Origin of the sequence: Bathymodiolus japonicus methanotrophic gill symbiont, from assembly GCF_019721995.1 — a bacterium.
Taxonomy (GTDB): Bacteria; Pseudomonadota; Gammaproteobacteria; order Methylococcales; family Methylomonadaceae; genus Methyloprofundus.
On record NZ_BLYC01000001.1, the window covers coordinates 1 to 23,764 of the forward strand.

General features: G+C 43.3%; 32 protein-coding genes and 1 pseudogene. 10 read left to right on the forward strand and 23 right to left on the reverse strand.

Annotated elements, in window-relative coordinates; genetic code table 11:
• On the reverse strand, positions 1-521 hold a 521-nt coding region (locus K6984_RS00005; RefSeq protein ID WP_221894094.1), incomplete at its 3' end, for a transposase.
• Positions 517-744 carry a hypothetical protein gene (locus K6984_RS00010; RefSeq protein ID WP_221893604.1) on the reverse strand — a complete coding sequence of 76 codons (228 nt, stop codon included), beginning with the start codon at positions 742-744 and terminating at the stop codon, positions 517-519. The genes K6984_RS00010 and K6984_RS00005, both read right to left, overlap by 5 nt.
• Between K6984_RS00010 and K6984_RS00015 the strand changes: the two genes are divergently transcribed.
• Entirely contained in the window at positions 701-913 is a 213-nt protein-coding gene (locus K6984_RS00015; protein ID WP_221893605.1) for a hypothetical protein, read from the forward strand. The two genes, K6984_RS00010 and K6984_RS00015, sit on opposite strands and share 44 nt — an antisense overlap.
• Here the strand turns inward: K6984_RS00015 and K6984_RS00020 are convergent.
• Positions 864-1,349 carry a hypothetical protein gene (locus K6984_RS00020; RefSeq protein WP_221893606.1) on the reverse strand — a complete coding sequence of 162 codons (486 nt, stop codon included), beginning with the start codon at positions 1,347-1,349 and terminating at the stop codon, positions 864-866. The two genes, K6984_RS00015 and K6984_RS00020, sit on opposite strands and share 50 nt — an antisense overlap.
• Positions 1,350-1,499: 150 nt before the next feature.
• Positions 1,500-1,634: a hypothetical protein gene (locus K6984_RS31950; RefSeq protein WP_263458593.1), complete on the reverse strand. Its 135-nt coding sequence runs from the start codon at positions 1,632-1,634 to the stop codon at positions 1,500-1,502.
• A 12-nt stretch (positions 1,635-1,646) separates the two neighbouring features.
• On the opposite strand from K6984_RS31950, the gene K6984_RS31955 reads away from it, so the two are divergent.
• Positions 1,647-1,781, forward strand: coding sequence for a hypothetical protein (locus tag K6984_RS31955; protein ID WP_263458594.1), 135 nt, complete (start codon positions 1,647-1,649; stop codon positions 1,779-1,781).
• Between the two features lie 56 nt (positions 1,782-1,837).
• Here the strand turns inward: K6984_RS31955 and glgA are convergent, their stop codons facing one another.
• Entirely contained in the window at positions 1,838-3,265 is a 1,428-nt protein-coding gene (glgA, locus tag K6984_RS00025) for a glycogen synthase GlgA (protein WP_221893607.1), read from the reverse strand.
• A gap of 3 nt (positions 3,266-3,268) precedes the next feature.
• On the reverse strand, positions 3,269-5,449 hold the full coding sequence (gene glgB, locus K6984_RS00030; protein WP_221893608.1) for a 1,4-alpha-glucan branching protein GlgB: 2,181 nt from the start codon (positions 5,447-5,449) through the stop codon (positions 3,269-3,271).
• Between the two features lie 97 nt (positions 5,450-5,546).
• On the opposite strand from glgB, the gene glgC reads away from it, so the two are divergent.
• The 5 genes from glgC (at position 5,547) to ruvB (ending at position 12,238) form a co-directional block, all read left to right on the forward strand.
• Positions 5,547-6,827 (forward strand): glucose-1-phosphate adenylyltransferase, encoded by a 1,281-nt coding sequence (gene glgC / locus K6984_RS00035; protein ID WP_221893609.1) that lies wholly within the window; start codon positions 5,547-5,549, stop codon positions 6,825-6,827.
• Positions 6,817-8,505: a glycoside hydrolase family 57 protein gene (locus tag K6984_RS00040; protein ID WP_221893610.1), complete on the forward strand. Its 1,689-nt coding sequence runs from the start codon at positions 6,817-6,819 to the stop codon at positions 8,503-8,505. The genes glgC and K6984_RS00040 overlap by 11 nt, the downstream gene beginning before the upstream one ends.
• A 4-nt stretch (positions 8,506-8,509) precedes the next feature.
• The gene (gene malQ, locus K6984_RS00045) at positions 8,510-9,994 is read left to right on the forward strand and encodes a 4-alpha-glucanotransferase (RefSeq protein ID WP_221893611.1); all 1,485 of its coding nucleotides are present in this window, start codon (positions 8,510-8,512) and stop codon (positions 9,992-9,994) included.
• A 209-nt stretch (positions 9,995-10,203) separates the two neighbouring features.
• The gene (gene cysM / locus K6984_RS00050) at positions 10,204-11,094 is read left to right on the forward strand and encodes a cysteine synthase CysM (protein WP_221893612.1); all 891 of its coding nucleotides are present in this window, start codon (positions 10,204-10,206) and stop codon (positions 11,092-11,094) included.
• Between the two features lie 103 nt (positions 11,095-11,197).
• Positions 11,198-12,238 carry a Holliday junction branch migration DNA helicase RuvB gene (gene ruvB, locus K6984_RS00055; protein WP_221893613.1) on the forward strand — a complete coding sequence of 347 codons (1,041 nt, stop codon included), beginning with the start codon at positions 11,198-11,200 and terminating at the stop codon, positions 12,236-12,238.
• 23 nt (positions 12,239-12,261) lie between these two features.
• On the opposite strand, the gene K6984_RS00060 is transcribed toward ruvB, so the two are convergent.
• From K6984_RS00060 to K6984_RS00085, 10 genes and pseudogenes are all read right to left on the reverse strand, one after another.
• Positions 12,262-12,921, reverse strand: a complete 660-nt coding sequence (locus K6984_RS00060) for a TMEM165/GDT1 family protein (protein ID WP_221893614.1) — start codon at positions 12,919-12,921, stop codon at positions 12,262-12,264.
• A gap of 38 nt (positions 12,922-12,959) precedes the next feature.
• Entirely contained in the window at positions 12,960-13,334 is a 375-nt protein-coding gene (locus K6984_RS00065; RefSeq protein ID WP_221893615.1) for a VOC family protein, read from the reverse strand.
• Between the two features lie 435 nt (positions 13,335-13,769).
• Positions 13,770-13,901: a hypothetical protein gene (locus tag K6984_RS31960; protein ID WP_263458595.1), complete on the reverse strand. Its 132-nt coding sequence runs from the start codon at positions 13,899-13,901 to the stop codon at positions 13,770-13,772.
• A gap of 27 nt (positions 13,902-13,928) precedes the next feature.
• A complete protein-coding gene (locus tag K6984_RS31965; protein ID WP_263458596.1) occupies positions 13,929-14,057 on the reverse strand; it encodes a hypothetical protein in 129 nt (42 codons plus the stop codon).
• Positions 14,058-14,181: 124 nt separating this feature from the next.
• On the reverse strand, positions 14,182-14,403 hold the full coding sequence (locus K6984_RS00070; protein WP_221893616.1) for a hypothetical protein: 222 nt from the start codon (positions 14,401-14,403) through the stop codon (positions 14,182-14,184).
• A gap of 20 nt (positions 14,404-14,423) precedes the next feature.
• Complete coding sequence (locus K6984_RS35875; protein WP_420831633.1) at positions 14,424-14,753, reverse strand: DUF4136 domain-containing protein; 330 nt, start codon at positions 14,751-14,753, stop codon at positions 14,424-14,426.
• Positions 14,740-14,865 (reverse strand): hypothetical protein, encoded by a 126-nt coding sequence (locus tag K6984_RS31970; protein WP_263458597.1) that lies wholly within the window; start codon positions 14,863-14,865, stop codon positions 14,740-14,742. The genes K6984_RS35875 and K6984_RS31970 overlap by 14 nt, the downstream gene beginning before the upstream one ends.
• 27 nt (positions 14,866-14,892) lie before the next feature.
• Entirely contained in the window at positions 14,893-15,021 is a 129-nt protein-coding gene (locus tag K6984_RS31975; RefSeq protein ID WP_263458596.1) for a hypothetical protein, read from the reverse strand.
• A 33-nt stretch (positions 15,022-15,054) separates the two neighbouring features.
• Positions 15,055-15,351 (reverse strand): annotated as a pseudogene (locus K6984_RS35880) (DUF4136 domain-containing protein); the annotation flags it as partial.
• A gap of 277 nt (positions 15,352-15,628) precedes the next feature.
• Entirely contained in the window at positions 15,629-15,865 is a 237-nt protein-coding gene (locus K6984_RS00085; protein WP_221893619.1) for a TIGR02647 family protein, read from the reverse strand.
• A gap of 341 nt (positions 15,866-16,206) precedes the next feature.
• Here K6984_RS00085 and ftsH point away from each other — a divergent pair, with 341 nt between their 5' ends.
• The gene (gene ftsH, locus K6984_RS00090; protein ID WP_221893620.1) at positions 16,207-18,147 is read left to right on the forward strand and encodes an ATP-dependent zinc metalloprotease FtsH; all 1,941 of its coding nucleotides are present in this window, start codon (positions 16,207-16,209) and stop codon (positions 18,145-18,147) included.
• 118 nt (positions 18,148-18,265) lie between these two features.
• Positions 18,266-19,030, forward strand: coding sequence for a uracil-DNA glycosylase (gene ung, locus K6984_RS00095; protein ID WP_221893621.1), 765 nt, complete (start codon positions 18,266-18,268; stop codon positions 19,028-19,030).
• A 70-nt stretch (positions 19,031-19,100) separates the two neighbouring features.
• On the opposite strand, the gene K6984_RS00100 is transcribed toward ung, so the two are convergent.
• From K6984_RS00100 to K6984_RS00125, 7 genes are all read right to left on the reverse strand, one after another.
• A complete protein-coding gene (locus K6984_RS00100; protein WP_221893622.1) occupies positions 19,101-20,993 on the reverse strand; it encodes an ATP-binding cassette domain-containing protein in 1,893 nt (630 codons plus the stop codon).
• A 285-nt stretch (positions 20,994-21,278) separates the two neighbouring features.
• On the reverse strand, positions 21,279-21,800 hold the full coding sequence (locus K6984_RS00105; protein WP_221893623.1) for a YcxB family protein: 522 nt from the start codon (positions 21,798-21,800) through the stop codon (positions 21,279-21,281).
• 403 nt (positions 21,801-22,203) lie between these two features.
• A complete protein-coding gene (locus K6984_RS00110) occupies positions 22,204-22,341 on the reverse strand; it encodes a hypothetical protein (RefSeq protein WP_221893624.1) in 138 nt (45 codons plus the stop codon).
• Positions 22,342-22,368: 27 nt separating this feature from the next.
• Positions 22,369-22,497, reverse strand: a complete 129-nt coding sequence (locus K6984_RS31980; protein ID WP_263458596.1) for a hypothetical protein — start codon at positions 22,495-22,497, stop codon at positions 22,369-22,371.
• Between the two features lie 62 nt (positions 22,498-22,559).
• A complete protein-coding gene (locus K6984_RS00115; protein WP_221893625.1) occupies positions 22,560-23,003 on the reverse strand; it encodes a transposase in 444 nt (147 codons plus the stop codon).
• A gap of 50 nt (positions 23,004-23,053) precedes the next feature.
• Complete coding sequence (locus K6984_RS00120; RefSeq protein WP_221893626.1) at positions 23,054-23,203, reverse strand: hypothetical protein; 150 nt, start codon at positions 23,201-23,203, stop codon at positions 23,054-23,056.
• Between the two features lie 27 nt (positions 23,204-23,230).
• The gene (locus K6984_RS00125; protein ID WP_221893627.1) at positions 23,231-23,506 is read right to left on the reverse strand and encodes a hypothetical protein; all 276 of its coding nucleotides are present in this window, start codon (positions 23,504-23,506) and stop codon (positions 23,231-23,233) included.
• A 12-nt stretch (positions 23,507-23,518) separates the two neighbouring features.
• On the opposite strand from K6984_RS00125, the gene K6984_RS31985 reads away from it, so the two are divergent.
• Positions 23,519-23,644, forward strand: coding sequence for a hypothetical protein (locus tag K6984_RS31985; protein WP_263458598.1), 126 nt, complete (start codon positions 23,519-23,521; stop codon positions 23,642-23,644).
• Positions 23,645-23,764 lie beyond the last annotated feature (120 nt).

A 23,764-nucleotide genomic window follows, 5' to 3' on the forward strand; every position in this document is an offset into this window, starting at 1 on the left:
GCCTCACGCCCCCATCCTTCATAAAGCTTCCAGTCCTCAAAGAAAACCTCAATCAGCCATCTCAACGTATAGGCTTGAATAATATCTTGTGTGCGCCAAGTCAGGTCTGTCGCCACTAAATAGCGATAGTCGTTTTCACCGTCATATTTTAAGGCAATGACAAAGCGCTTTTTACTGTGAGAACTCACCTTTAATCGTGCACTGCTGACAGTCACTTTAATCTCTTTGCCGCCACGTACACGTATTATCTGATCAATGCCTTTGTTAATCGAATTAAAGTAGCTCTCGACTGACCTTATTCTACCTCTATATTCAATATTTTGGTTTTTACGTAATTGGCTAATCACCTGCGAGCCTCCAGATTCTTTAGCGGCTTCGTCCATAAAGGCTTTTTCACCATACAGCGCATCAGCCAGTACGCCTTTAATTTTAATCAGGCTATGCGCAACTTTAAACTCTTTTAATAAGCCTAATGCAATCTCTGTTTTGGTCGGGTAGGCACTGTCACGTTCAGGCTTAATAGGCCGATCTTTCGCTGAAAATCATGGAAACGGAGCTTAGCGAAGTGTTGATTTTTAGTCCCTGATAGGCGACAGGGCAATTTGCTGATTCGACGTGTGCTAGCAGCACGCGAGAGGAGCAAGAATTGCATTCCGAATAGCCGTCTAGCCAGTGAGGTAGTAATGACGAAGCGGCTTTTGTGCGTAGTCGTTGCGGACGCAGGGCGTTCAGGGCATCTCCCATCCGCTGCGTAGGTGAACGAATTATGGCGACAGGAGTCCCGGAATTTCGTGAGGTAGCATGGCGCGCCTGTTTTGCTATACCGCTCTTTTTCAACCGTTTATCTTCTTTATCCCACTGCTTTAAGGCTGTGGATCCGGCATATAAAAGAAAAAACCGACAGGCACTGTAATGGATGAGGTAACTAGCAGCAATAATACTATCGTTTGTCCATTAACATACCCGCCGGAGCCTTTGTGTTTCTGCTTGTAAACCTTATAAATACGTTTTGTAGACTTAGATCGTGCTCGGTCTGATTCATCAAAGGCCAACACACCTTCAGTAATGCCATAACGTTTTAAAATTAAGACCACACTCACCCGTAGCAAACAGTCCCAGGGTATACTTGCTTTACGAAATACCCAGGATAATGCGGCTACTTTGCAATCTCCAAGGCTTGCTCGCTCAAACTTAGCCCAGCAAACAGAGTTCATTAGCAGTATGCCCGTTAAACAAGTGCCCAACCAAGCGGCTTGAATCCGTGTCAAAGCGGCTCCGGGTTTTAGCTGATTGAGCGCATCATTTAAATCGTCAATATAGCTTTGGATAAAGGTGGCTGGGGCATTCATTCGCTGAAAATCAGGGAAACGGAGCCTAAGCGAAGTGATGATTTTTAGTCCGCGATAGCCGTAGGGCCGTTATTTTGTCGGAGTCTGAGCGTTAGCGAAGGTGGAGACAAAATAAAAGGCCATCCGACACGGCGTCAAGTCATTTGGAGCCTACGCTGTCAGCCCCGGACGGGCTGATAGTCTCCAGAAGGCGCAGGGAAATTTGCCAATCCGAAGTGCGCGATAGCGCGCGAGGGAGGCTAAAATTTTATCCCGAATAGCCGTAGAGCCATTTGTGGTAGCCATGACTGAGCTGCTTTGTGCTCAGTCTGTGGCGGACGCAGGGCGGCTGGAGCATCTCCTATTCGCTGCGTAGGTGAACGAATTACGGCGACAGGAGTCCCGGAATTTCGTGAGGTAGCATGGCGCGCCTGTAATATTAGTAATATCTAATATTTCAGAAAAATAAGCATTAGCTGATATTCTTATGCTTTAAAAACTAGGAAACTTCAGTTATATAAATCCAGGTATTGTTGAGCGCTTTTCCGCCAGGAAAAATCTTTCCGCATGGCATTTTTTTGTAATTGCTGCCAGGTTCTTTTGTTTGCATAGAGCAAAATCGCACGTTTAATTGTTTCCAGCATAGTTCCCACAGACGGTTCTTCAAATACAAAACCGGATGCTATTTTATCTGCGATGGTATGCGGCATGGCGTCTACAACCGTGTCCGCCAGACCTCCTGTTTTTCGGACGATAGGTAGCGTGCCATAGCGCTGGCTATATAATTGATTGAGTCCACAAGGCTCAAAGCGGGACGGCATCAAAAACATATCCGCTCCGGCTTCAATTAAATGCGCCAGGTCTTCATTATAGCCTATGGATACCGAGATTTTATCAGGGTATAAGTAACTTAAGTTTTTAAGTCGATGTTCAAAGCCTTTCTCGCCGGAACCTAGTAAGACAAATTGTACAGGGTAGTTAACCAGATCATCCAGACAGTCAATTACCAGGTCTATGCCTTTTTGGTCAACCAGGCGACCAATCAGACCTATCATCGGGATAGCTGGGTCTTCAGGAAGTGAAAAATGCTGTTGTAATGCGGTCTTATTGCTCGCTTTTTTAGCCAGACTGTCAATAGTGTAGTTCTGTGCAATTCGCGGGTCTTTTTCAGGATTCCATATGTCAGTATCTATGCCATTTATAATACCATTCAGCTCATGGTGACGATGGTGTAATAGTCCCTCTAAGCCATAGCCATATTCTGCAGTCTGTATTTCCAACGCATAATTTGGACTGACTGTGGTGATATGATCAGCACAGGCGATACCGCCCTTGATAAAGGAAAGTAGCTCATGAAATTCCAGTGCGCCAGGATGCCATAATTGCCCCGGTAGATTCAAGTCAAAATAAGTAGCTTCCGGAAATAATCCCTGGTACGCCATATTGTGTATCGTAAACACGGTAGAAGGGCGATTCGGCTCTAAAGTTAACAATGCAGGAACCAGTCCACTTTGCCAGTCATTGCAATGCACAATATCGGCTTTCCAGTCCAGATGAGCACGATTTTGGGAAATCTCGACGGCAGCACGACAAAACAAGGAAAAACGTGCGGCGCTATTTGCCCAGGCGTTACCAAATTCATCAGTATAAGGATTGCCGGGAATATCAAAATATTCAGGACAATCAATGAGCCATACGATAACATCAGTATCGGGTAATCGAGTTTCCAGAATATTCACGTCACGATTATCGATACGCAGAGTGCAACGATATTCTACATCTTCCTTTAGCTTCAGTGCGTGATATTTAGGGATCATGATGCGTACATCCTGATCCAATTCAGCTAAAGCGATAGGCAGACTTCCTGCAACATCCGCGAGTCCTCCTGTTTTAATGAGAGGATGTACTTCACTACTTACAAACAGAATCTTTTTCATAGCTTAAAGTTTAAATACGATGCCAGCTAATGGTGGAATAGCGACATTAATAGACTGATCTTGGTTCATCCACGGCGTTGGTTCAGAAAAAACCTGTCCGTTTCCCGCATTACTACCGGCATAATATTGTGAATCAGAATTGAATATTTCTAGATAAGTGCCTGGTGCTGGTACGCCAATACGATAGTTATCTCGCGGAACCGGTGTAAAATTTAAAATAACAATGAGTGTTTCATTGTCGGTTTTACGCTGGTAACTAATGATAGATTGTTCAACATCATGGCAGTCGATCCACTCAAAACCCTGATTGTCAAAATCATGCTGAAACAGGGCGGGGTGCTGCACATACATATGATTCAAGTCCTTGACTAGCGTGTGCATGCCTTTATGGAAAGAATAATCCATAACATACCAGTCCAGTTCCTGATTGAAATTCCACTCAGTTCCCTGAGCAAACTCACAGCCCATAAACAGAAGTTTTTTCCCCGGATAAGTAAACATAAAGGTATACAGCAAACGCAAATTAGCAAATTTTTGCCATTCATCGCCAGGCATTTTGGCTAACATAGAGCCTTTTCCGTGTACTACTTCATCGTGGGAGAAGGGCAGTACAAAGTTTTCGGTAAAAGCATACAGCATACCGAAAGTCAGTTGATCATGGTGATGACGACGATGTACTGGATCCTGTTGCATATAAGAAAGCATATCGTGCATCCAGCCCATATTCCACTTCATGGAAAAGCCGAGGCCACCAGTCCAGGTTGGGCGGGTCACTTGTGGCCATGAAGTCGATTCTTCAGCGATTACCACAGTGCCAGGATGCTGCTCATGTGTGACTGTATTCAATTCACGTAAAAAGTCGATGGCTTCCAGATTTTCATTGCCACCATACATATTAGGCAGCCAGTCATTTTCTTCACGCGAATAATCCAGATAAAGCATAGATGCGACTGCATCAACGCGTAAGCCATCAATATGAAACTCTTCTATCCAGAAATAGGCACTGGATAAGAGGAAGTTTTTTACTTCATTGCGGCTGTAGTTATAAATCAAAGTACCCCAGTCGCGATGCTCGCCTTTGCGCGGGTCTTCATGCTCATATAGTGAGCTGCCATCAAAACGGGCTAGGGCAAAATCATCTTTAGGGAAATGCGCTGGCACCCAATCCAGTAGAACGCCGATATTATGACGATGGCAATAGTCCACAAAATAGCGAAAATCGTCAGCATTACCATGGCGACTTGAAGGCGCAAAATAGCCTGTAGTCTGATACCCCCAGGACGCATCTAACGGATGTTCTGTGATTGGGAGTAGCTCAATATGTGTAAAACCCATGTCTTGAATATAGTCTACTAACTGGTGAGCCAGTTCTTGATAATTTAAAAAATTACCCTGATTATCCCGACGCCAAGACCCCAGGTGAACCTCATAAATAGACATGGCTTCACTTAGCCAATCGTGCTTAACACGCTTATCGATCCATTTTTTATCCTGCCAGTCATAAGTTTGTTCATTGACCACGCGTGAGGCTGTTTGCGGGCGAAATTCAAATTGCTGGCCATAAGGATCAGTCTTAACGCCAATCTGCTGTGTATCACGGTTAAGTATTTCAAACTTATATAAACAGCCTGTAGTTAACCCTGGGATAAATATTTCCCAGATACCACTGCCGCCCAATATTCGCATCGGATGACAGCGAGCATCCCAGCCATTGTACTCATGAACGACACTAACGCGGGCTGCATTCGGTGCCCAAACGGTGAATAATACGCCATTAATGCCTTCGACAGTAAGTAAATGAGCGCCTAGTTTCTTATAGATATGCCAGTGCCGACCTTCACCAAAAAGGTGTTGGTCGAATTCAGGCAGTTGTGAACCAAAAGCATAGGGATCGTACTGTTCATAATAATGACCAGATTTATCGGTAATTTCAAATTTATAATACCTTTCTAGATTTTTTGGTACATTATTGGTTTGAAAAAAATCTGTGCCCGAGATCCTCTCCATCGCAACTTTCTGGCCAGCTATGCTAACTGTTTCGGCATTCGGTAAATAGGCAGTTATTGTCGTTTTTCCATCATCTGTATGTCGACCCAGCACAGAAAAAGGGTCGTGATGTTTTGCCTCAGCTATTTGTATTAAATCTGAATTAAGCGGATTTATTTTTTTTGCTGGCTTCTTCATATTTCAGGGCCTCAGTGTGATAGAATCATTTTCGTAGAAGAATAGTAACAAAAATAAGACCAAAAGTAATAGCATATTTATTAAATAGAGGATATCAATGTCAAATACAGAGCCACAACATCATGATCGTTTTGTGAGTCATTTAACACGTAATACTATAGCTTTAATTTTAGCTGGAGGGCGTGGGTCAAGATTAAAAAATATGACTGACTGGCGCGCTAAACCGGCCGTGCCGTTTGGAGGAAAATTTCGCATTATCGACTTTCCCTTATCCAATTGTATTAACTCAGGTATACGTAAAGTAGGTATTCTGACCCAGTATAAAGCGGATTCTCTGATCCGACATTTACAGCAAGGCTGGGGGTTTATGCGCGGTGAATTTGGTGAATATGTTGACATCATGCCTGCTCAACAAAGACATGAGGACGCTTCCTGGTACAAAGGCACCGCAGATGCTATTTTTCAGAATATTGATATTTTACGCAGTCGCTCGCCTGACCATATTCTGGTTCTCGCCGGGGATCATATCTACAAAATGGACTATGGCGCGATGTTAGCTGATCATGCAGAAAAAAATGCAGATCTAACCATCGGTTGTCTGGAAGTATCTCTGGACGAAGCGAAAGAATTTGGAGTGATGCATGTCGATGAAAACAGACGTGTTAAAGCCTTTGTTGAAAAGCCTGAAAACCCGCCGACTATGCCAGGTAAAGATGATAGCGCTCTGGCTTCGATGGGTATTTATATTTTTAATGCCGATTTTTTATTTGAGCAATTATTAGAAGACGCGGATACGGCAGGATCGACACATGATTTTGGTCACGATATTATTCCATCGGTCATTGACAAGTATAACGTCAATGCATATCCATTCCTGGACTTACAAAGTGGCGAGCAAAGCTACTGGCGTGATGTGGGTACAATTGATGCGTACTGGGCAGCGAATATGGAATTGATTGGCGTCGAACCTGATCTGAATTTATATGATCAAACCTGGCCCATCTGGACCCATCAGGCGCAAACCCCACCGGCTAAATTTGTCTTTGATGACGATGACAGGCGTGGTGAGGCAATTGACTCGATGGTGTCTGGCGGCTGTGTAATATCAGGATCTACTATCAGACACTCATTGGTATTTTCCAATGTGCGTGTAAATTCCTATAGTACGGTGACGGATAGCTTGCTTTTACCCGAGGTCAATATCGCTAGACATTGTCGTATTAGCAAGGCTATCATTGAAAAAGGCTGTCAGATTCCTGAAGGCACTGTAATCGGCGAAAATAGAGAAGAAGATGAAAAGCGCTTTCAGGTCAGTCAGGGTGGAGTGGTATTGATCACTCCAGATATGTTAGGACAAAAAAGGCACTATGTCAGATAAGAAAAAAATTAAACTGGTTTTATGCTGGCATATGCACCAGCCAGAATACCGGGATCGGCAAACAGGCGAGTTTCAATTGCCGTGGACCTATCTTCATGTTATCAAAGACTATGTCGATATGGTGGCGCACCTTGAAAACCAGCCTGATGCCAAAGCAGTGGTCAATTTTGCACCTATTCTACTAGAGCAAATTGAAGATTATGCAAAACAGGTTAATTGTTACTTGCATGATCGTGTCGAGATAAAAGACCCATTATTAGCAGCTTTAGTAATGCCGACAATTCCAGAAAATGTGGAAGAAAGGTTTGAGCTGATTAGCCAGTGCATACGTGCTAATAGAACGCGACAAATTGACCGCTATCCTGCCTATCGTAATTTAGCGCAAATGGCTGATTGGTTGCATGCGCATGGAGATTCAGCCAAATATATTAATTCACAGTTTATCGTGGATATGCTGGTCTGGTATCATCTGGCTTGGATGGGTGAAACGGTTAAATTATCTGATCAAAGAGTACAGCGCTTAATCAACAAGGCGAGTAATTTTACTTTACATGACCGCATTGAAGTCATTGAAATAATTGGCGAATTATTATCGACAGTGATTCATCGCTATGCTGCGCTGGAAAGAAAAGGGCGGATAGAATTATCAGTAACGCCCTATGCGCATCCGATTCTACCTTTAATGCTGGATATTCAATCGGCAAAAGAAGCAATGCCCGATGCACCGTTACCTGAATTGGATGTTTATTCTGGTGGTGAAGCAAGAGTTAAGTGGCATATCGAACAAGGCAATGCTACATTCGAACGTTTTTTTGGATGCCCCCCTAAAGGCTGCTGGCCATCTGAAGGTGCTGTTAGTGATAAAACCTTGAAAATACTTGGTGAGGCAGGCTATTCCTGGGCTGCAACCGGCGGTCAGGTTCTGCATAATAGTTTGCATATTGCAGGCGCGGATAATCAGCAGAGCATTCACCATCCTTTTCAGCTTAAAGATACCAACATCCCGTGTTTTTTTCGCGATGATGGGCTCTCTGATTTAATTGGCTTTAAATATTCCACATGGCATGCAGATGATGCAGTGGGGGATATGATTCATCACCTGGAAAATATTGCCGAGCATGAACCTGAAGGGAGCGTGGTCTCCATTATTATGGATGGTGAAAATGCGTGGGAATATTTTCCGGAGAATGGCTATCATTTTTTAGCCACTTTTTATAAGCGCTTAGCCGAACATCCGGATATCGAATTAACTACTTTTTCAGAGTGTCTTGCTGAACAAGTAACCGTCAAGCCGCTAGGTAAAATGATGGCAGGTAGCTGGGTATATGGGACTTTTTCAACCTGGATTGGCGATACCGATAAAAATCGTGGCTGGGCTATGCTAGGTGATGTGAAAAAGTGCTTTGACAAGGTAGTTACAAGCAACAGTTTGTCAAAAGAACAATTAGCAGAAGCTGAATTTCAGTTGGCTGTTTGTGAGGGTTCAGACTGGTTTTGGTGGTTTGGTGATTATAATCCTGATCAAGCTGTGAGTAGTTTTGAAAAGCAATTTCGCTTGAATTTAAGTAATTTATATCATTTATTGGGCGAACATGCGCCTGCTTATTTATCCTTGTCATTCACACACGGTTCAGGTGATCCCGCTATGGGTGGCACTATGCGCAAAGGAATAGATTAATAGAATGAGGAAGCAGGAAAAAAACTTATTAGCACAGCGACGCGCCGGCGTGTTGTTACATATTACGTCACTGCCGAATGCAAATGGATCAGGAAATATGGGGCAGCAAGCCTATAATTTTGTGGATTTTCTGCACAACACCAGCATTAAAGTCTGGCAAACTTTGCCTCTAGGTGTACCGCATGGTGATGGTTCCCCATACCAATGCCTGTCGGCTCATGCAGGTAATCCAGCGCTAATCTGTATGGAAGAATTAAAGCAGAAAGGTTGGTTACAGGAAGCAGAGCAATGTGATTCATCTAAGCAGGACCCTGATTATTATCGTCAATGTCTTATTGCTAAAGTTCAAACGGGGTTTGAAAACCTGGCCAGTGTTGAAGAAAAACAGGCATACCAGGAGTTTTGTAATGATAAATCCTGTTGGCTAGACGATTATGCCTTATTTGTTGCATTACATAATGAGTTTTCTCAGCAATGCTGGAATCATTGGCCAGAACCCTTAAAAGAGCATAAGCCTGCAGCGCTTAAAGCCGCACGCCAGCGTATGGCTGCTGCAATCGAAATCATCAAATTTGAGCAATTCCTTTTTTACAGGCAGTGGATGGCGCTTAAAGAATATGCCAACAGCCATGATGTTTTGTTATTTGGCGATATTCCGATTTTTGTGTCTTATGATAGTGCTGATGTCTGGGCTAACCGTAAGGTGTTTAAACTGGATAAAAAAGGCGGAATGTCAGTTGTTGCGGGGGTGCCACCTGATTATTTCTCAGTCACCGGACAGCGATGGGGAAACCCGCATTATGACTGGAAATATTTAAAACGAACTAAATTTTCCTGGTGGAATGACCGGCTGCGTAGTCAACTGGAAATGTTCGATATCCTGCGTATTGATCATTTCAGAGGTTTTGAAGCGGCATGGGAGATTCCCGCGAGCGAAGATACCGCAATTAATGGTGAATGGGTTAAAGCACCTGGAGATGCTCTGCTGGCTGCACTTAAAAAAGAATTTGGAAATATCCCGTTGGTTGCTGAAGACTTGGGGATTATTACTGCAGAAGTTGATAAACTGCGTATGGATTTTAATCTTCCAGGTATGAAGATTTTACAGTTCGCCTTTGGTGATACAGAATCAAATCCTTATTTACCACATAATTATGATCATAACTGCGTTGTCTATACCGGCACGCACGATAATGATACAACATTAGGCTGGTATAACTCACTGAATGACCATGATAAACATCGTGTGTATAGTTATTTAGGTCACTCGCAGGCATTTATGCCTTATTTATTGATTGGAACCGCCTTTTCTTCTGTTGCAAATCTGGCGATTGTACCGATGCAGGATATTTTAGAGCTGGGCAGTGAACATAGGATGAATATTCCCGGTACTATAGATGGAAACTGGAAGTGGCAATTTTCCTGGGAACAATTAAGCGATGGGCAAGTGGCTAGATTATCTGCGCTGGTTAGGATGTTTTCCCGCTAGATCTCTATAGATACCTTGTAGAGCGGACTTCAGTCCGCTACTTATAATGGGCTGATATAATATCTGTTTTTAACCATGAAGGATATGAAGAACGTGAAGGGTTAAATATTGAAAAGATTGCAATCCTTCAATCCTTCATGGTCAATACTCATATTATTTAATCGCACTTGACCATAGCGGACTGAAGTCCGCCCTACAACGATTATCAAATGAATTATTCCACCATCGAAGCCTTTGTTGGCAATACACCCTTAGTAAAATTGCAGCGTTTGATCAAGCCTGGCTCGAATACCGTTTTAGCAAAACTAGAAGGTAATAATCCTGCTGGATCGGTAAAGGATCGTCCTGCAATCAGCATGATTCAGCATGCGGAAGCACGCGGAGAAATAAAGCCGGGGGATCATTTAATCGAGGCTACTAGTGGTAATACCGGTATTGCATTAGCGATGGCAGCCGCCATTAAAGGTTATCGCTTAACCTTGATTATGCCGGACAATATGAGCGTAGAGCGGCGGGCATCCATGAAATCCTATGGTGCTGATATTATTTCTACCCCTGCGGAAGGCAGCATGGAAGCCGCGATAGACTTAGCAAGGAAAATGCAAGCCGAAGGCAAGGGGCGCATTCTTGATCAGTTTGCCAATCCAGATAATCCGCTATCGCATTACGAAGGTACGGGGCCTGAAATATGGCGCGATACGCAGGGTGAAATTACGCATTTTGTCAGCGCAATGGGAACCACAGGAACCATTATGGGCACTTCAAAATTTCTCAAGGAACAAAAGCCAGAGATTCAAATTGTTGGGGTACAACCTGAAGATGGTGCAAAAATCCCAGGCATACGCTGCTGGCCACAAGAATACCTGCCTAAAATTTATCAGGCTTCGCGTGTTGATAGACTGATAAATGTAGATCAACAGTTGGCAGAACAGACCATGCGTGATTTAGCCAGCAAAGAAGGCATCTTTGCCGGTGTTTCCTCGGGGGGGGCCGTTGCAGCGGCGCTGAAGCTTGCGCAACAAGTGGAAAATGCAACCATTGTGACTATCATTTGTGATCGCGGCGATAGATATTTATCTACGGGGGTTTACCCAGGGTAGTGCAGCGCCGTGTTTTACGGATGATAGATAATTGTTTTATATTTAAATTCAGTAGTTTATGAAATACCCTACCCATCAAACCAACTCGGTGCTGTACTGATATATGATTGAAACCGATCGCATTATTAGTGCCAGTAGCCAGGTTGATGAAGAGCGCCAAGACCGCGCTATCAGGCCGAAAACCCTTAAAGATTATATCGGTCAGCAAGCTTTATGTGAGCAGATGGAAGTGTTTATTCAGGCATCGGTCGCGCGTAAAGAAGCGCTGGATCATGTGCTGATTTTTGGCCCGCCTGGGCTGGGTAAAACCACGCTGGCAAATATTATCGCCAATGAAATGCAGGTTAATCTCCGCCAGACTTCTGGTCCTGTACTGGATAAAGCGGGTGACCTAGCCGCTTTGCTGACTAACCTGGAAGCGCATGACGTACTGTTTATCGATGAGATTCATCGCTTAAGCCCTATAGTCGAAGAAATTCTCTATCCAGCGATGGAAGATTATCAAATTGATATTATGATTGGTGAAGGGCCAGCCGCAAGGTCGATCAAACTCGACTTGCCTCCTTTTACTTTAGTCGGTGCGACTACCAGAGCTGGATTACTAACCTCACCATTGCGCGACCGATTCGGGATTATCCAAAGACTCGAATTTTATTCAGATAGTGAACTAAGTCAAATCGTAACCCGTTCTGCACAAGTACTGGGTATTCAGATAGATGCGAGTGGCGCGCAGGAAATAGCCAAGCGTTCGCGCGGCACACCGCGTATAGCTAACCGCTTATTAAGGCGGGTACGTGATTATGCACAAGTGAAGGGCGATGGTACGATTAATAAAGTTGCCGCGCAGCAGGCCTTAGCCATGTTAAAAGTGGATCACTGTGGTTTCGATCAACTGGACAGGCGCTTGCTAAAAATCATTATCGATAACTTCAGTGGCGGACCTGTTGGGCTAGATACTCTGGCTGCTGCCATTAGCGAGGAGCGGGGAACCATAGAAGATGTGCTGGAACCTTATTTAATTCAGCAAGGCTTTATTATGCGTACCCCCCGAGGCCGTGTAGTCACGGGAAAAACCTATCAACACTTTGGTCTAAAAGCGCCTAAACAGATTGCCGATAATCTGGACTTGTTCGCAGAAGAGTAAGCCAGCTTATGCAGAATCAGGTCTTAATGTAGCCGGGATAGAAACTGGTTGAATGAATTAAACGTAGCATTAAATTCGAGATAGGTGTGATATGCTGCAAAACCAGCTAAAAGAATAAACAGTACACCACTTAAACGGTGTAACAGGCGCAAAGGTATTTTTTTCAGTAGGGTTCGGCCTGCAATAACACCGAGTATGGATGTACTTGTTAGAGCGAGTGTAGCGCCAATCCAGGTTGCGGCGGGTAGAGCCGTACTACTAAGTGCAGCCACGGCAAGTTGCGTTTTATCGCCAAATTCAGCCACTGTAATCAGCAAAAAAGTAGTTATAAAAAGATTATGAGCGCTTTTTCCCTGTACCTCTGTGTCTGCTTCACTTTCGCTAAAAAATAAAGACTGCACACCAAAAACTGCAAACAGTACAGTCACCACTGCGGCAACGATATATCCAGGTACCCAGTTAGCAATCGCAGCACCAAATAATACCGCCAGCGTATTTAGTAATGCAAACGCCGTAATAGCGCCAAAAATAACAGGTTTTGCCCGGTTTTGTGCTGCCAGCGTCATGCAGACTAGCTGGCTTTTATCACCCATTTCAGCCACAAAAATCAAGGCATAGCTGGTACTAATAGGTGTCAACCAGGTAAAAAAAACTGTGGGTAAGTGTAGTGAAGAAAAATCCATGAATCAGCTGTTGTTAATATTTAATAACGGTAAAAGAATTATCTCCCGATCACTTCAATTGCATTAGCGTCCAGATCACGAAAAAACAGGGCTTTGCGTCCTGATTTACTCATCGTATAGAACACATTATTGTTATCCAGAGATTCGCGGACACATTCAAAATTATCAACCGTTAACGCAACATGCCGATCACGTCCGCCATGCTCAGGCCGTCCAGAAGTGGGATCTATATTATCGAGTAATAAAATATGTAATTGCTGATCTTCCCCTAGCTGAAACCAGGCACCTGGAAACCCAAGATCAGGCCTTTCAATCTGCTGTAAGCCAATGATTTCAGTATAAAATTTTATTGAAGCGTCTAAATCAGAAATCATCAGGCTGGAGTGATGTAATAAGAAATTTAAATTTGTCATTTTAATAGGTTTGTTATATCCAGGGGGTGGTTAAAAGTACATTATTTTGTCTAAGGAACGCGCACGGATAAGCTGGGTACACCGCTACGCTGGCGCAGAATTTATGTTCGTATTCAATGCGTAGAAGGCGAGCATAAACACAAGTTATTTGTTGAATTTATTTCGTGCACGTTTGTATGGCAGGTTTGCTTTATTTTCAGGAATGCCATAATAACATCAATTACAGCTATTGAGTTATGCGTTGAATCAGGCGTGAATTAATGGGCTTATTTCTGTGCTATCCTGCTTATAGTCATATTTATGATTCAGCATTAATTCGACTGAATTCTATATCTAGATATGTACTAACTGAAGTTTCCCAATAATTATTTATGGTAAAATTGAAACTATGCTACAACTATATGAAAAAAATAGTCTTTTCATTCGTTTCAAATGCTATTGCCTACGCTGAAAATCCTGGAAACGGAGCTTTAGCGAAGTGAAGATTTTTAGTCCGCGATAGCCGTAGGGCCGTTGTTTTGTCGGAGTCTGAGCGTTAGCGAAGGTGGAGACAAAATAAAAGGCCATCCGACACGGCGTCAAGTCATTTGGAGCCTATGTTCCGACCCCTTGTTGGGTCGGGACGAGGTGACGAGGACGAATCGGGGCCGCCGGAGGCATAAGTGGTCGCGTTAAGTTTTTGCTGCTTGCTTGGGCTGGGATGCCCAAAACAAGCTTTCGCAAAAATAGCGACTCCCCGAAGGGGAATTAAGTAGGGGTTTGCTATAAACATGGCAAAACCACCTAAAATAAACCTCGATACACCAGCATTGTGTATTTCAGCTACTCAATAATTGGGAAACTTCAGCTAAGTACTATCGCTGAAAATCATGGAAACGGAGCTTAGCGAAGTGGTGATTTTTAGTCCCTGAAAGGCGACAGGGCAATTCGCTGATTCGACGTGTGCTAGCAGCACGCGAGAGGAGCAAGAATTGCATTCCGAATAGCCGTCCAGCCAGTGAGGTAGTAATGACGAAGCGGCTTTTGTGCGTAGTCGTTGCGGACGCAGGGCGTTCAGGGCATCTCCCATCCGCTGCGTAGGTGAACGAATTATGGCGACAGGAGTCCCGGAATTTCGTGAGGTAGCATGGCGCGCCTGTTCTTAGGTGGGAAATTAGATAAAATTTTCGCGACATATTTTTGTACCAGCTCGTCACTTTTTTCTCTGTCAGTAGCTTTAGGTAAACGTCCATCCGCTGCACCGCGCCAGATAAGCTGATCTGTTTTAGGGTTGATAATATCAATAATCAGTGTCCCCTGTTTGTAATGTGTAACCTGCGTTTTTGAACCCGTATTGTACATCACACCCATACCCCGGCCATAATAGCCATAGCCTGCTCTATAGTTATATCCCGGATAATAGCCACTATCGCTGAAAATCCTGGAAACGGAGCTTTAGCGAAGTGAAGATTTTTAGTCCGCGATAGCCGTAGGGCCGTTGTTTTTTCGGAGTCTGAGCGTTAGCGAAGGTGGAGACAAAATAAAAGGCCATCCGACACGGCGTCAAGTCATTTGGAGCCTATGTTCCGACCCCTTGTTGGGTCGGGACGAGGTGACGAGGACGAATCGGGGCCGCCGGAGGCATAAGTGGTCGCGTTAAGTTTTTGCTGCTTGCTTGGGCTGGGATGCCCAAAACAAGCTTTCGCAAAAATAGCGACTCCCCAAAATTATTATAGGTATGGATATCGGTTCTATCATCAATAACGATGCTGTAGTTAACGAAGAAATCAACGCTACCATCTGACTTTATTGTGAACCCCTTAGCTGCTAATTGTTGGTCTATAGTTGACCGGATGCGCTGATCCAGAATATTATTTAAATATTTCAAGCTAGCAGAGTTGTGCTCATTTTCAGCATGCCAGCGGAATGTTTTGAAAGTAGAAAAATCTATTGAGTTATCGTAATCAGTGCTCAATGAAAGCGATGAACAGCCGCTAATGGATAAGGTAAAGAAGAAAAGCAAAAGGTAGTATTTCATTTTTGGTCCTTGTAACTCGATGTTCAAGTTTTCAGCTATAACTGGGCTAAGAAAAGTAAATTTTTCCGGCTTTGTTTTATAAGTGATTGATTTACAATGATGTTGATGCTTTCTTTGTCAGTAAAATTATCAATAAAATCAATCAGTTAAAAAACTTGAACATCGAGTGTAAGTTGAAATAGTGTTGTGATTTTAGAGTTTATCTGCAAGTAAAAAGCCGCCACTAGTTAATAATTTGCTAATATAGATATTATTTATTGCTATAGATAAGACCGGTTTATTTTGATGTTAAAATAGCCAGTGCTTTTTGCACGTGCTCAGCTGTTTCGATTCCTAAATCAGTTAAATAGCCACCATCATCCCGAGTAACTAAATTCTTTTCGTACAGGCGTTGTATAGCTGCAACAGTTTTCGGTGCGGCTGTATGGTGAACTTTAATACCTTCTTGCGTCGATGTTAATTTATAACGTGCTAAAATATTCAGTTCTTCGGCAATGTCGGATGAAATGGGCATGGTTTAATTCCTTAATTATGATAAAAAATGTAGGCTGGAAATCTTTGTGTTATTTTATACCTGAAGTTTCCCAATTATTGAGTAGCCGAAATACACAATGCTGGTGTATCGAGGTTTATTTTAGGTGGTTTTGCCATGTTTATAGCAAGCCCCTACTTAATTCCCCTTAGGCAATAGCATTTGAAACGAATGAAAAGACTATTTTTTTCATATAGTTGTAGCATAGTTTCAATTTTACCATAAATAATTATTGGGAAACTTCAGTTTATACCATTAAGAGGCAGGCAAAATACAGAAAAATCTAAGAATAAATATAACAGGCAAAATAACAGAGAAATAAAATGATTAAAATTCTTATGAGGGTCGCAATGTTTGTTGTGATCGGTACTATGTTTTTTACCATGATGGGCAGAATGCAGCCTGATTATGCAAAAAACTATACGGTTTTATATTCAGATTTTATCGATGATATACGCAATGGATCTGTATCTGAAGTGACTATCAGCGGTGAAACTATTAAAGGTAAGCTGCGTAGTGGAGAGCGCTTTATTACTTATAATCCTGGTGATGATCATCTAATCGATGACCTGATCAGCTATGGAGTAAAAATCAGAGTAGCAACGCCTGAAAAGCAATCTATGCTCATGCAGATTTTTATTTCCTGGGCGCCTATGTTGTTATTAATTGCGGTCTGGGTCTATTTTTTCCGTAAACAGCAAGGGGGCGGAGCAGGTGGCGGCGGCCAGATGGGTATGGGCAAAAGTCGGGCAAAATTATTAGAAGAAGATGAGGTTAAAGTCGGATTTTCTGATGTTGCTGGCGTGGAAGAAGCTAAAGAAGATGTGATGGAAATGGTCGATTTCCTTAAAGACCCATCTAAATATGAATTTGTCGGCGGCAAGATACCGCATGGAGTTTTATTAGTCGGTCCGCCAGGAACTGGTAAAACTCTTTTAGCGCGGGCTATTGCAGGTGAAGCTAGCGTGCCTTTTTTCTCTATTTCAGGCTCTGATTTTGTAGAAATGTTTGTCGGTGTCGGGGCGTCTCGTGTGCGTGATATGTTTGAACAGGCAAAGAAACGCGCTCCGTGTATTATCTTTATCGATGAAATCGATGCAGTAGGGCGGCAACGTGGTGGCTCAGGGCCAGGTGGTGGCGGGAATGATGAGCGTGAGCAGACCTTAAACCAGTTACTGGTAGAAATGGATGGCTTCAGTGATAATGAAGGGATTATCGTTATTGCTGCAACCAACCGCTCTGATGTATTGGACAAGGCTTTATTAAGACCCGGGCGTTTTGATCGAGAAGTGCATGTAGGGTTACCTGATATTAAAGGTAGAGAGCAAATTTTGAAAGTTCATGGCAAAAAAGTCCCATTGGATAAAGATTCCAATATCAAGGACTTGGCACGTGGTACACCGGGTTTTTCAGGTGCTGAATTAGCTAACCTGGTCAATGAAGGCGCTTTGCTAGCTGCACGTAATAACAAGCGGGTAGTCACGATGGATGACCTGGATCGTGCGCGCGATAAATTACTGATGGGTGCGGAGAAGCGCTCCATGGTTATGCGCAAGGAAGACTTGTTAATGACGGCTTATCACGAGGCAGGACATGCAATCGTAGGGCAGAATGTACCTGAGCATGATCCCGTATATAAGGTGAGTATTATGCCGCGTGGTGGTGCTTTAGGTATTACCATGTTCCTGCCTGAGCGCGATCAATATAGTGCCAGTAAAGATAAACTGGAAAGTCAGATTTCCGGATTATTTGGTGGGCGTATAGCCGAGGCTATTATTTACGGTAAAAACAAAGTGACTACTGGAGCCTCAAATGATATTGAGCGGGCAACCCAGTTAGCAAGAAATATGGTGACTAAATGGGGCTTGTCAGACAAACTGGGGCCTATGGACTATGGTGATAATGAGGGCTATATGGGCTCGCAGAGTAAGCCTATGTCTGAACAGATGGCTCAAGTTATCGATGATGAAATCCGCATAGTTATCGATAGAAATTATAAGCGTGCTGAAGATATTCTAAATGATAAAATAGATATCCTGCATAATATGGCGCATGCTCTGATGGAATGGGAAACCATTGATAAGTTCCAGATAGAAAAGTTACTAGCGGGTGAAAAAATTGATTCCCCGGTAGATGAGCCTGATGAAGATGAACCAGAAGAGCCGCAGGCAACTGAGCATGAAACTGAGACAGCTGCTGGCACTCAAAGTAATGATGCTCAATTAAATGCGAATGCGAGTACGCAAGGCCATCAGGAAATGTAACACTTGAGAGAGTGCGCTGCCTTTTAAGTGGCTTATTTGACGTGGGTATTAAAAAAGCGGTTATTAGCCCGCTTTTTTATGCGCAACATATTGATAATATTAGGAGCTCGGGATTGTAATGAGCAGCATAAATACAAAAAGTACCAGTCAGCTAAAAATGGAAGCCTCCTGGAAAGAAGTATTGCAGGATGAATTTACCAAGGAATATATGCAGGCTCTAGGTGAATTTTTAAAAGATGCAAAACAACAGGGTAAAATCATTTATCCCAGAGCCAGTAATTTCTTTGGAGCCTTGAATTTAACGCCGTTTGCTGATGTCAAAGTCGTTATTCTAGGGCAGGATCCCTATCATGGCCCCGGTCAGGCACATGGCTTGTGTTTTTCAGTTGCCCCTGAAATTCCAGTTCCACCCTCGTTGATTAATATATATAAAGAACTAAGCACTGATTTGTCGGTAGCTATCCCTGAACATGGTTGCCTGGTTAGTTGGGCGATGCAGGGAGTGCTGTTATTAAACAGTGTGCTGAGTGTAGAGAAAAACCAGGCCGCATCGCATCAGGGAAAAGGCTGGGAGCAGTTTACTGATAAAATTATTACACAGCTCAATGAACATGCTGAGCAGATAGTTTTTATACTTTGGGGGAGTTACGCGCAAAAAAAAGGGAACTTTATTAACACCAGTAAGCACCTGGTAATAAACGCTCCGCACCCATCGCCATTATCGGCATATCGAGGTTTTTTCGGACATCAGCCATTTTCCCGAAGCAATGAATACCTAGTCAGTAAAGGCATCACTCCCATTACATGGCAATTGCCAGGCAAGCAGGTTGCAACGAGACAGTTTCAGCGGGCTCAAGCGATTAGTCTGCAACTTGCACAATAGCGACATGTGTAGAATTTGTGGCAGATAAAACATCAGCTAAAAATACTTTTCATGCTAAGGGAATGTATGGTTAGCTTTCTTTTGCCTCAAGTTGCTCACTAATTTCCATCCATTCGATCTCGGCCTCTTCCAGAGCTATGTCAACCTGTGACTTTTCTTGAAGTACTTGCTTTAAGCGCGCTTTATTCGCAGCATCGTATAAACTAGTATCAGCTAACTGACCTTCGAGCTCCTTTTGTTGTTGATGGTACTTTTCAAGCGTTCTATCTGCTTTTTTTAGTGCATCGTATAAAGGCTTTAATTTTTTTCGTCGCTCGGCATCTAATTTACGTTGTTCTTTCTTATTAATACTGGGTGTATCGTTATTGTCACAAGGATTTTCGTTAGCGAGTAATTTTTGCTCATTAAGCCACAGGCGGTAATCATCAAGGTCGCCATCAAAGGGGGAGGCTGTGCCATTGGCAACCAGGTATAGCTGATCAGTAACCGAGCGGAGCATATGTCTGTCATGCGAAACGATAATAATCGCACCCTGATAATCCTGTAATGCAATACTGAGCGCATGGCGCATTTCCAGGTCGAGGTGGTTGGTTGGCTCATCCAGTAATAATAAATTTGGATTCTGGTAAACTAGCATGGCGAGTACCAGGCGTGCTTTCTCGCCTCCTGAAAATGGAGCGATAGGATCGAAAGTTTTATCATCCTTAAAATTAAAGCCGCCCAGGAAATTCCTTAATTCTTTTTCCGTTGCCTTGGGGTTAATTTTTTGTAGATGCCATAACGGGCTTTCGTCAAGATGTAATTGTTCTAGCTGATGCTGGGCGAAATAGCCTAATTTTAAAGTATCGGCAAACTGGATCTCTCCGGCGTTAATGCCAAGTTCGCCGGCCAGGACTTTGATTAATGTTGATTTACCTGCACCGTTAGGCCCTAATAAGCCAATCTGGTCGCCCGGTGAAATAAATAAATCTATATTATTTAAAATATTGCTATCGCCATATCCTATACTCACGTTTTCCAGTTTAAGCATAGGATTGGGAAGCTTTTCAAGCGCTGGAAAGCTGAAGTGAAAAGGTGAGTCTACATGCGCCTGGGCAATGAGCTCCATGCGCTGTAATGATTTTATCCTGCTCTGCGCCTGTTTTGCCTTGGTAGCCTGGGCGCGAAAGCGGGTGATAAAGCTCTGGATATGCGCAATCTCGCGCTGCTGCTTTTCGTATGACGATTGTTGTAATGCAAGTTTTTCGGCACGAATTTTTTCAAAAGCCGTGTAGTTCCCTGTGTAGATAATCCCTACCTGATTTTCTATATGCACAATATGACCGGTGATAGTGTCCAGAAATTCACGGTCATGAGAAATCAGTAACAAGGTGCCCGGATATCGACACAGCCACTCCTGTAACCAGATGACCGCATCCAGGTCTAAATGGTTAGTAGGTTCATCGAGCAAGAGTACATCTGAACGGCACATCAGTGCCTGGGCAAGGTTTAAGCGCATGCGCCAGCCACCGGAAAATGAACTAACACTCAGTTGTTCCTGTGGCTGTTTAAAGCCAAGGCCATTCATTAAGCGAGCGGCTCTTGCAGTGGCTGTGTAACCACCGATAATATCCATTTTGCTTAATAAATCAGCCTGTTTGATGCCATCATTATTTTGTTCTGCTGTGTTGATTGCTTGTTGTATTTTACGTAATTCCTGATCGCCATCAATAATATATTCAATGGCGGCCTGATCTACAGCCGGTGTTTCCTGTGCAACATGGGCAACTTCTAGTTGTGGAGGCATGGTAAAATCCCCCGCATCGGGGTGTAGTTCGTTGCGTATCAAAGCAAAAAAACTGGATTTTCCTACGCCATTTGCGCCGGTAATGCCGACTTTTTGGCCTTTGTGCAAAGTAAACGAGGTATTGGCAAATAAGACACGAGTGCCACGACGTAAGGAAATATTTTTAAAATTTAGCATAAAAAGTATGGTAAAAATGAAGCAACAACATAATCCCGTGTTTAAGCCACAAGATCGATATTTTGTTAATCAACGAGGCTGGTGGTTTTTTACGATTGAGATGATTAGTGGGCCATTTAGCAATAAACCAGACTGTGTTGATGCCTGCAGGCATTATATACAAAAGCGTGAGGGACTTTTATAGCAGCACAGTAATAGTTTTCGCCCAGAGTTTGCAGGTGGGGAGAAAAGTCAGGAGCCAGGTCAAAAAACAGCTAGCTCCTGTAGGAGGTATGGTAGGGGTGTTTATCCGTATAGGTCGATCATTTTTTTCACTTGGCGAGTGAAATCCTTTACATTGCCTGAGGTCACTTTTTCAATAGGAATAACCAGTGCTGCACCGTTATCCAGTACGATATGGATATAATCCCGAATATGCTCTATGCGCAAGATGGTGTTCCAGGGCATTTTATTTTTACCACTGGGAGATTTTTCCGCTAAAGCTTTCGGGTCAATTCTTAAAGTATAATGCCCGAACATCGCTGCTTTTTCTTTTTTCGTATAGCTCTTTAGTACTTGCTTGCGAAAGCTTAAAATAATGATTTGCGGAATAACCACAGCCCAGCAAACAGAGATAGTGACGATATAAATGGCGGTACGATAATCACTATAATAGACCCACAGAAACAGGCCAAAGAGTGCCAGTATTCCAGGAAAAACCAAGCGGTTTCTTTTTAATTTTTTTTGTAAATTTTCCGATTGATCAATCTGTAACTCATTGTAATGAACTAAATCTCGGTCACCGAATTCATATTCAATTTCAAGCATTGCCTGGGCCTTTATGTCTTATGTGCAAAATCTTGCAGTTTATTATTATTTTCAAAGCGGTATTATAACCTCAAGAGCAGATTTTTTTTGAAGTTTTTAACTTAGATGCTTAGAGAAAGCAAGTGCGTATTAGTGAACTCTGTTACCTGATTTTATGCTACACAATAATAGGAAAAGGTCACTATCAAGGCGGTGCTGGAAGTCGATTGAGAATCTAAACGTAGTCTCTGTACTCTATCGCCACTATTACGCCTTTAGGCTGCCACTTGTTTCAATTATTGCTACAGAAATAACCGACTTCAGGCCAGTTAGTTCGCTGACCTGACTGGGTGTATCCTCGAACTAGGTAGCTACCATGCCAATTGCTATAGCGCCATAAAAACAATCTGAAGAAGCTATTAAATTAAGATAATCTCAGCCGCTGAAAATCCTGGAAACGGAGCTTTAGCGAAGTGAAGATTTTTAGTCCGCGATAGCCGTAGGGCCGTTGTTTTTTCGGAGTCTGAGCGTTAGCGAAGGTGGAGACAAAATAAAAGGCCATCCGACACGGCGTCAAGTCATTTGGAGCCTATGTTCCGACCCCTTGTTGGGTCGGGACGAGGTGACGAGGACGAATCGGGGCCGCCGGAGGCATAAGTGGTCGCGTTAAGTTTTTGCTGCTTGCTTGGGCTGGGATGCCCAAAACAAGCTTTCGCAAAAATAGCGACTCCCCAATATAGTTTCTCAGATAAATAATTTCCAAATTTGGAGCGCTTAAACTTAGGCGGTAACAACGAAATCTTCCCGCAATTTTTGCATAACACAAATCACTTTACTGGCATCATACATATAAGTGTTAAAAGTTTGCACAACTGAATCATGAAGATCTTCAAAAGTTTTAAAATACTTCATATGAGTCGAATCGCGTTTCGTATTTTTCCATAATTTCTCAATCGGATTAAAATCCGGCGAGAACGCAGGGAGACGTTCTACTGTCAAACGATCTACATTAGCTAACTTAAATTCCTTAATAACACCGCTTCCATGATACGGGGCACCATCTTCAATTAGAATAATCTTGCCTTTATAATAAGCCAGCAATTGTGTTAAAAACTCAACATAGCTTTCACCATTAAAACGCCCAGATGTTTCAGCGTGTTGTAATATCATTGGCTTATAACTCTCGATTAAGACGTTGTCGGCAATAGAATATATCGCTTCCATAAAAAGCTTCTGTGTTGGATATTTCTCATTTTTTAAGCTTTTAAGAATAGCTAAAAATTCTTGAGGCAGCCCAGCTTCCGCTGAAAATCCTGGAAACGGAGCTTTAGCGAAGTGAAGATTTTTAGTCCGCGATAGCCGTAGGGCCGTTGTTTTGTCGGAGTCTGAGCGTTAGCGAAGGTGGAGACAAAATAAAAGGCCATCCGACACGGCGTCAAGTCATTTGGAGCCTATGTTCCGACCCCTTGTTGGGTCGGGACGAGGTGACGAGGACGAATCGGGGCCGCCGGAGGCATAAGTGGTCGCGTTAAGTTTTTGCTGCTTGCTTGGGCTGAGATGCCCAAAACAAGCTTTCGCAAAAATAGCGACTCCCCCGCTGTCAGCCCCGGACGGGCTGATAGTCTCCAGAAGGCGCAGGGAAATTTGCCAATCCGAAGTGCGCGATAGCGCGCGAGGGAGGCTAAAATTTTATCCCGAATAGCCGTAGAGCCATTTGTGGTAGCCATGACTGAGCTGCTTTGTGCTCAGTCTGTGGCGGACGCAGGGCGGCTGGAGCATCTCCTATTCGCTGCGTAGGTGAACGAATTACGGCGACAGGAGTCCCGGAATTTCGTGAGGTAGCATGGCGCGCCTGTAGCGTTTGAATTTTCGAGTGTCAGAGTCAGTGAACAAGTGCAGGCATTTGGCCCTGATCAGCAAGAGCTAAGCCATAAACTCAAATTGCAGGCATCGACCGAGTTAGCCCTTAAAGGCAGAATGCATAC

Coding starts and splice junctions, on each gene's coding strand:
- K6984_RS31960 (WP_263458595.1), bottom strand. CDS start 13,901: ATGGCCTTTTATTTTGTCTCCACCTTCGCTAACGCTCAGACTCCGACA.
- malQ (WP_221893611.1), top strand. CDS start 8,510: ATGAGGAAGCAGGAAAAAAACTTATTAGCACAGCGACGCGCCGGCGTG.
- K6984_RS31970 (WP_263458597.1), bottom strand. CDS start 14,865: ATGGCCTTTTATTTTGTCTCCACCTTCGCTAACGCTCAGACTCCGAAA.
- K6984_RS00105 (WP_221893623.1), bottom strand. CDS start 21,800: ATGCTTGAAATTGAATATGAATTCGGTGACCGAGATTTAGTTCATTAC.
- K6984_RS00110 (WP_221893624.1), bottom strand. CDS start 22,341: ATGGCCTTTTATTTTGTCTCCACCTTCGCTAACGCTCAGACTCCGAAA.
- K6984_RS00065 (WP_221893615.1), bottom strand. CDS start 13,334: ATGACAAATTTAAATTTCTTATTACATCACTCCAGCCTGATGATTTCT.
- K6984_RS00120 (WP_221893626.1), bottom strand. CDS start 23,203: ATGGCCTTTTATTTTGTCTCCACCTTCGCTAACGCTCAGACTCCGACA.
- K6984_RS31950 (WP_263458593.1), bottom strand. CDS start 1,634: ATGGCTACCACAAATGGCTCTACGGCTATTCGGGATAAAATTTTAGCC.
- K6984_RS00070 (WP_221893616.1), bottom strand. CDS start 14,403: ATGGGAGATGCCCTGAACGCCCTGCGTCCGCAACGACTACGCACAAAA.
- K6984_RS00060 (WP_221893614.1), bottom strand. CDS start 12,921: ATGGATTTTTCTTCACTACACTTACCCACAGTTTTTTTTACCTGGTTG.
- ruvB (WP_221893613.1), top strand. CDS start 11,198: ATGATTGAAACCGATCGCATTATTAGTGCCAGTAGCCAGGTTGATGAA.
- K6984_RS00010 (WP_221893604.1), bottom strand. CDS start 744: ATGGGAGATGCCCTGAACGCCCTGCGTCCGCAACGACTACGCACAAAA.
- glgB (WP_221893608.1), bottom strand. CDS start 5,449: ATGAAGAAGCCAGCAAAAAAAATAAATCCGCTTAATTCAGATTTAATA.
- K6984_RS00115 (WP_221893625.1), bottom strand. CDS start 23,003: ATGGAAGCGATATATTCTATTGCCGACAACGTCTTAATCGAGAGTTAT.
- K6984_RS00020 (WP_221893606.1), bottom strand. CDS start 1,349: ATGAATGCCCCAGCCACCTTTATCCAAAGCTATATTGACGATTTAAAT.
- K6984_RS00040 (WP_221893610.1), top strand. CDS start 6,817: ATGTCAGATAAGAAAAAAATTAAACTGGTTTTATGCTGGCATATGCAC.
- glgC (WP_221893609.1), top strand. CDS start 5,547: ATGTCAAATACAGAGCCACAACATCATGATCGTTTTGTGAGTCATTTA.
- K6984_RS00125 (WP_221893627.1), bottom strand. CDS start 23,506: ATGGCTACCACAAATGGCTCTACGGCTATTCGGGATAAAATTTTAGCC.
- cysM (WP_221893612.1), top strand. CDS start 10,204: ATGAATTATTCCACCATCGAAGCCTTTGTTGGCAATACACCCTTAGTA.
- ung (WP_221893621.1), top strand. CDS start 18,266: ATGAGCAGCATAAATACAAAAAGTACCAGTCAGCTAAAAATGGAAGCC.
- glgA (WP_221893607.1), bottom strand. CDS start 3,265: ATGAAAAAGATTCTGTTTGTAAGTAGTGAAGTACATCCTCTCATTAAA.
- K6984_RS00085 (WP_221893619.1), bottom strand. CDS start 15,865: ATGCCCATTTCATCCGACATTGCCGAAGAACTGAATATTTTAGCACGT.
- K6984_RS00100 (WP_221893622.1), bottom strand. CDS start 20,993: ATGCTAAATTTTAAAAATATTTCCTTACGTCGTGGCACTCGTGTCTTA.
- ftsH (WP_221893620.1), top strand. CDS start 16,207: ATGATTAAAATTCTTATGAGGGTCGCAATGTTTGTTGTGATCGGTACT.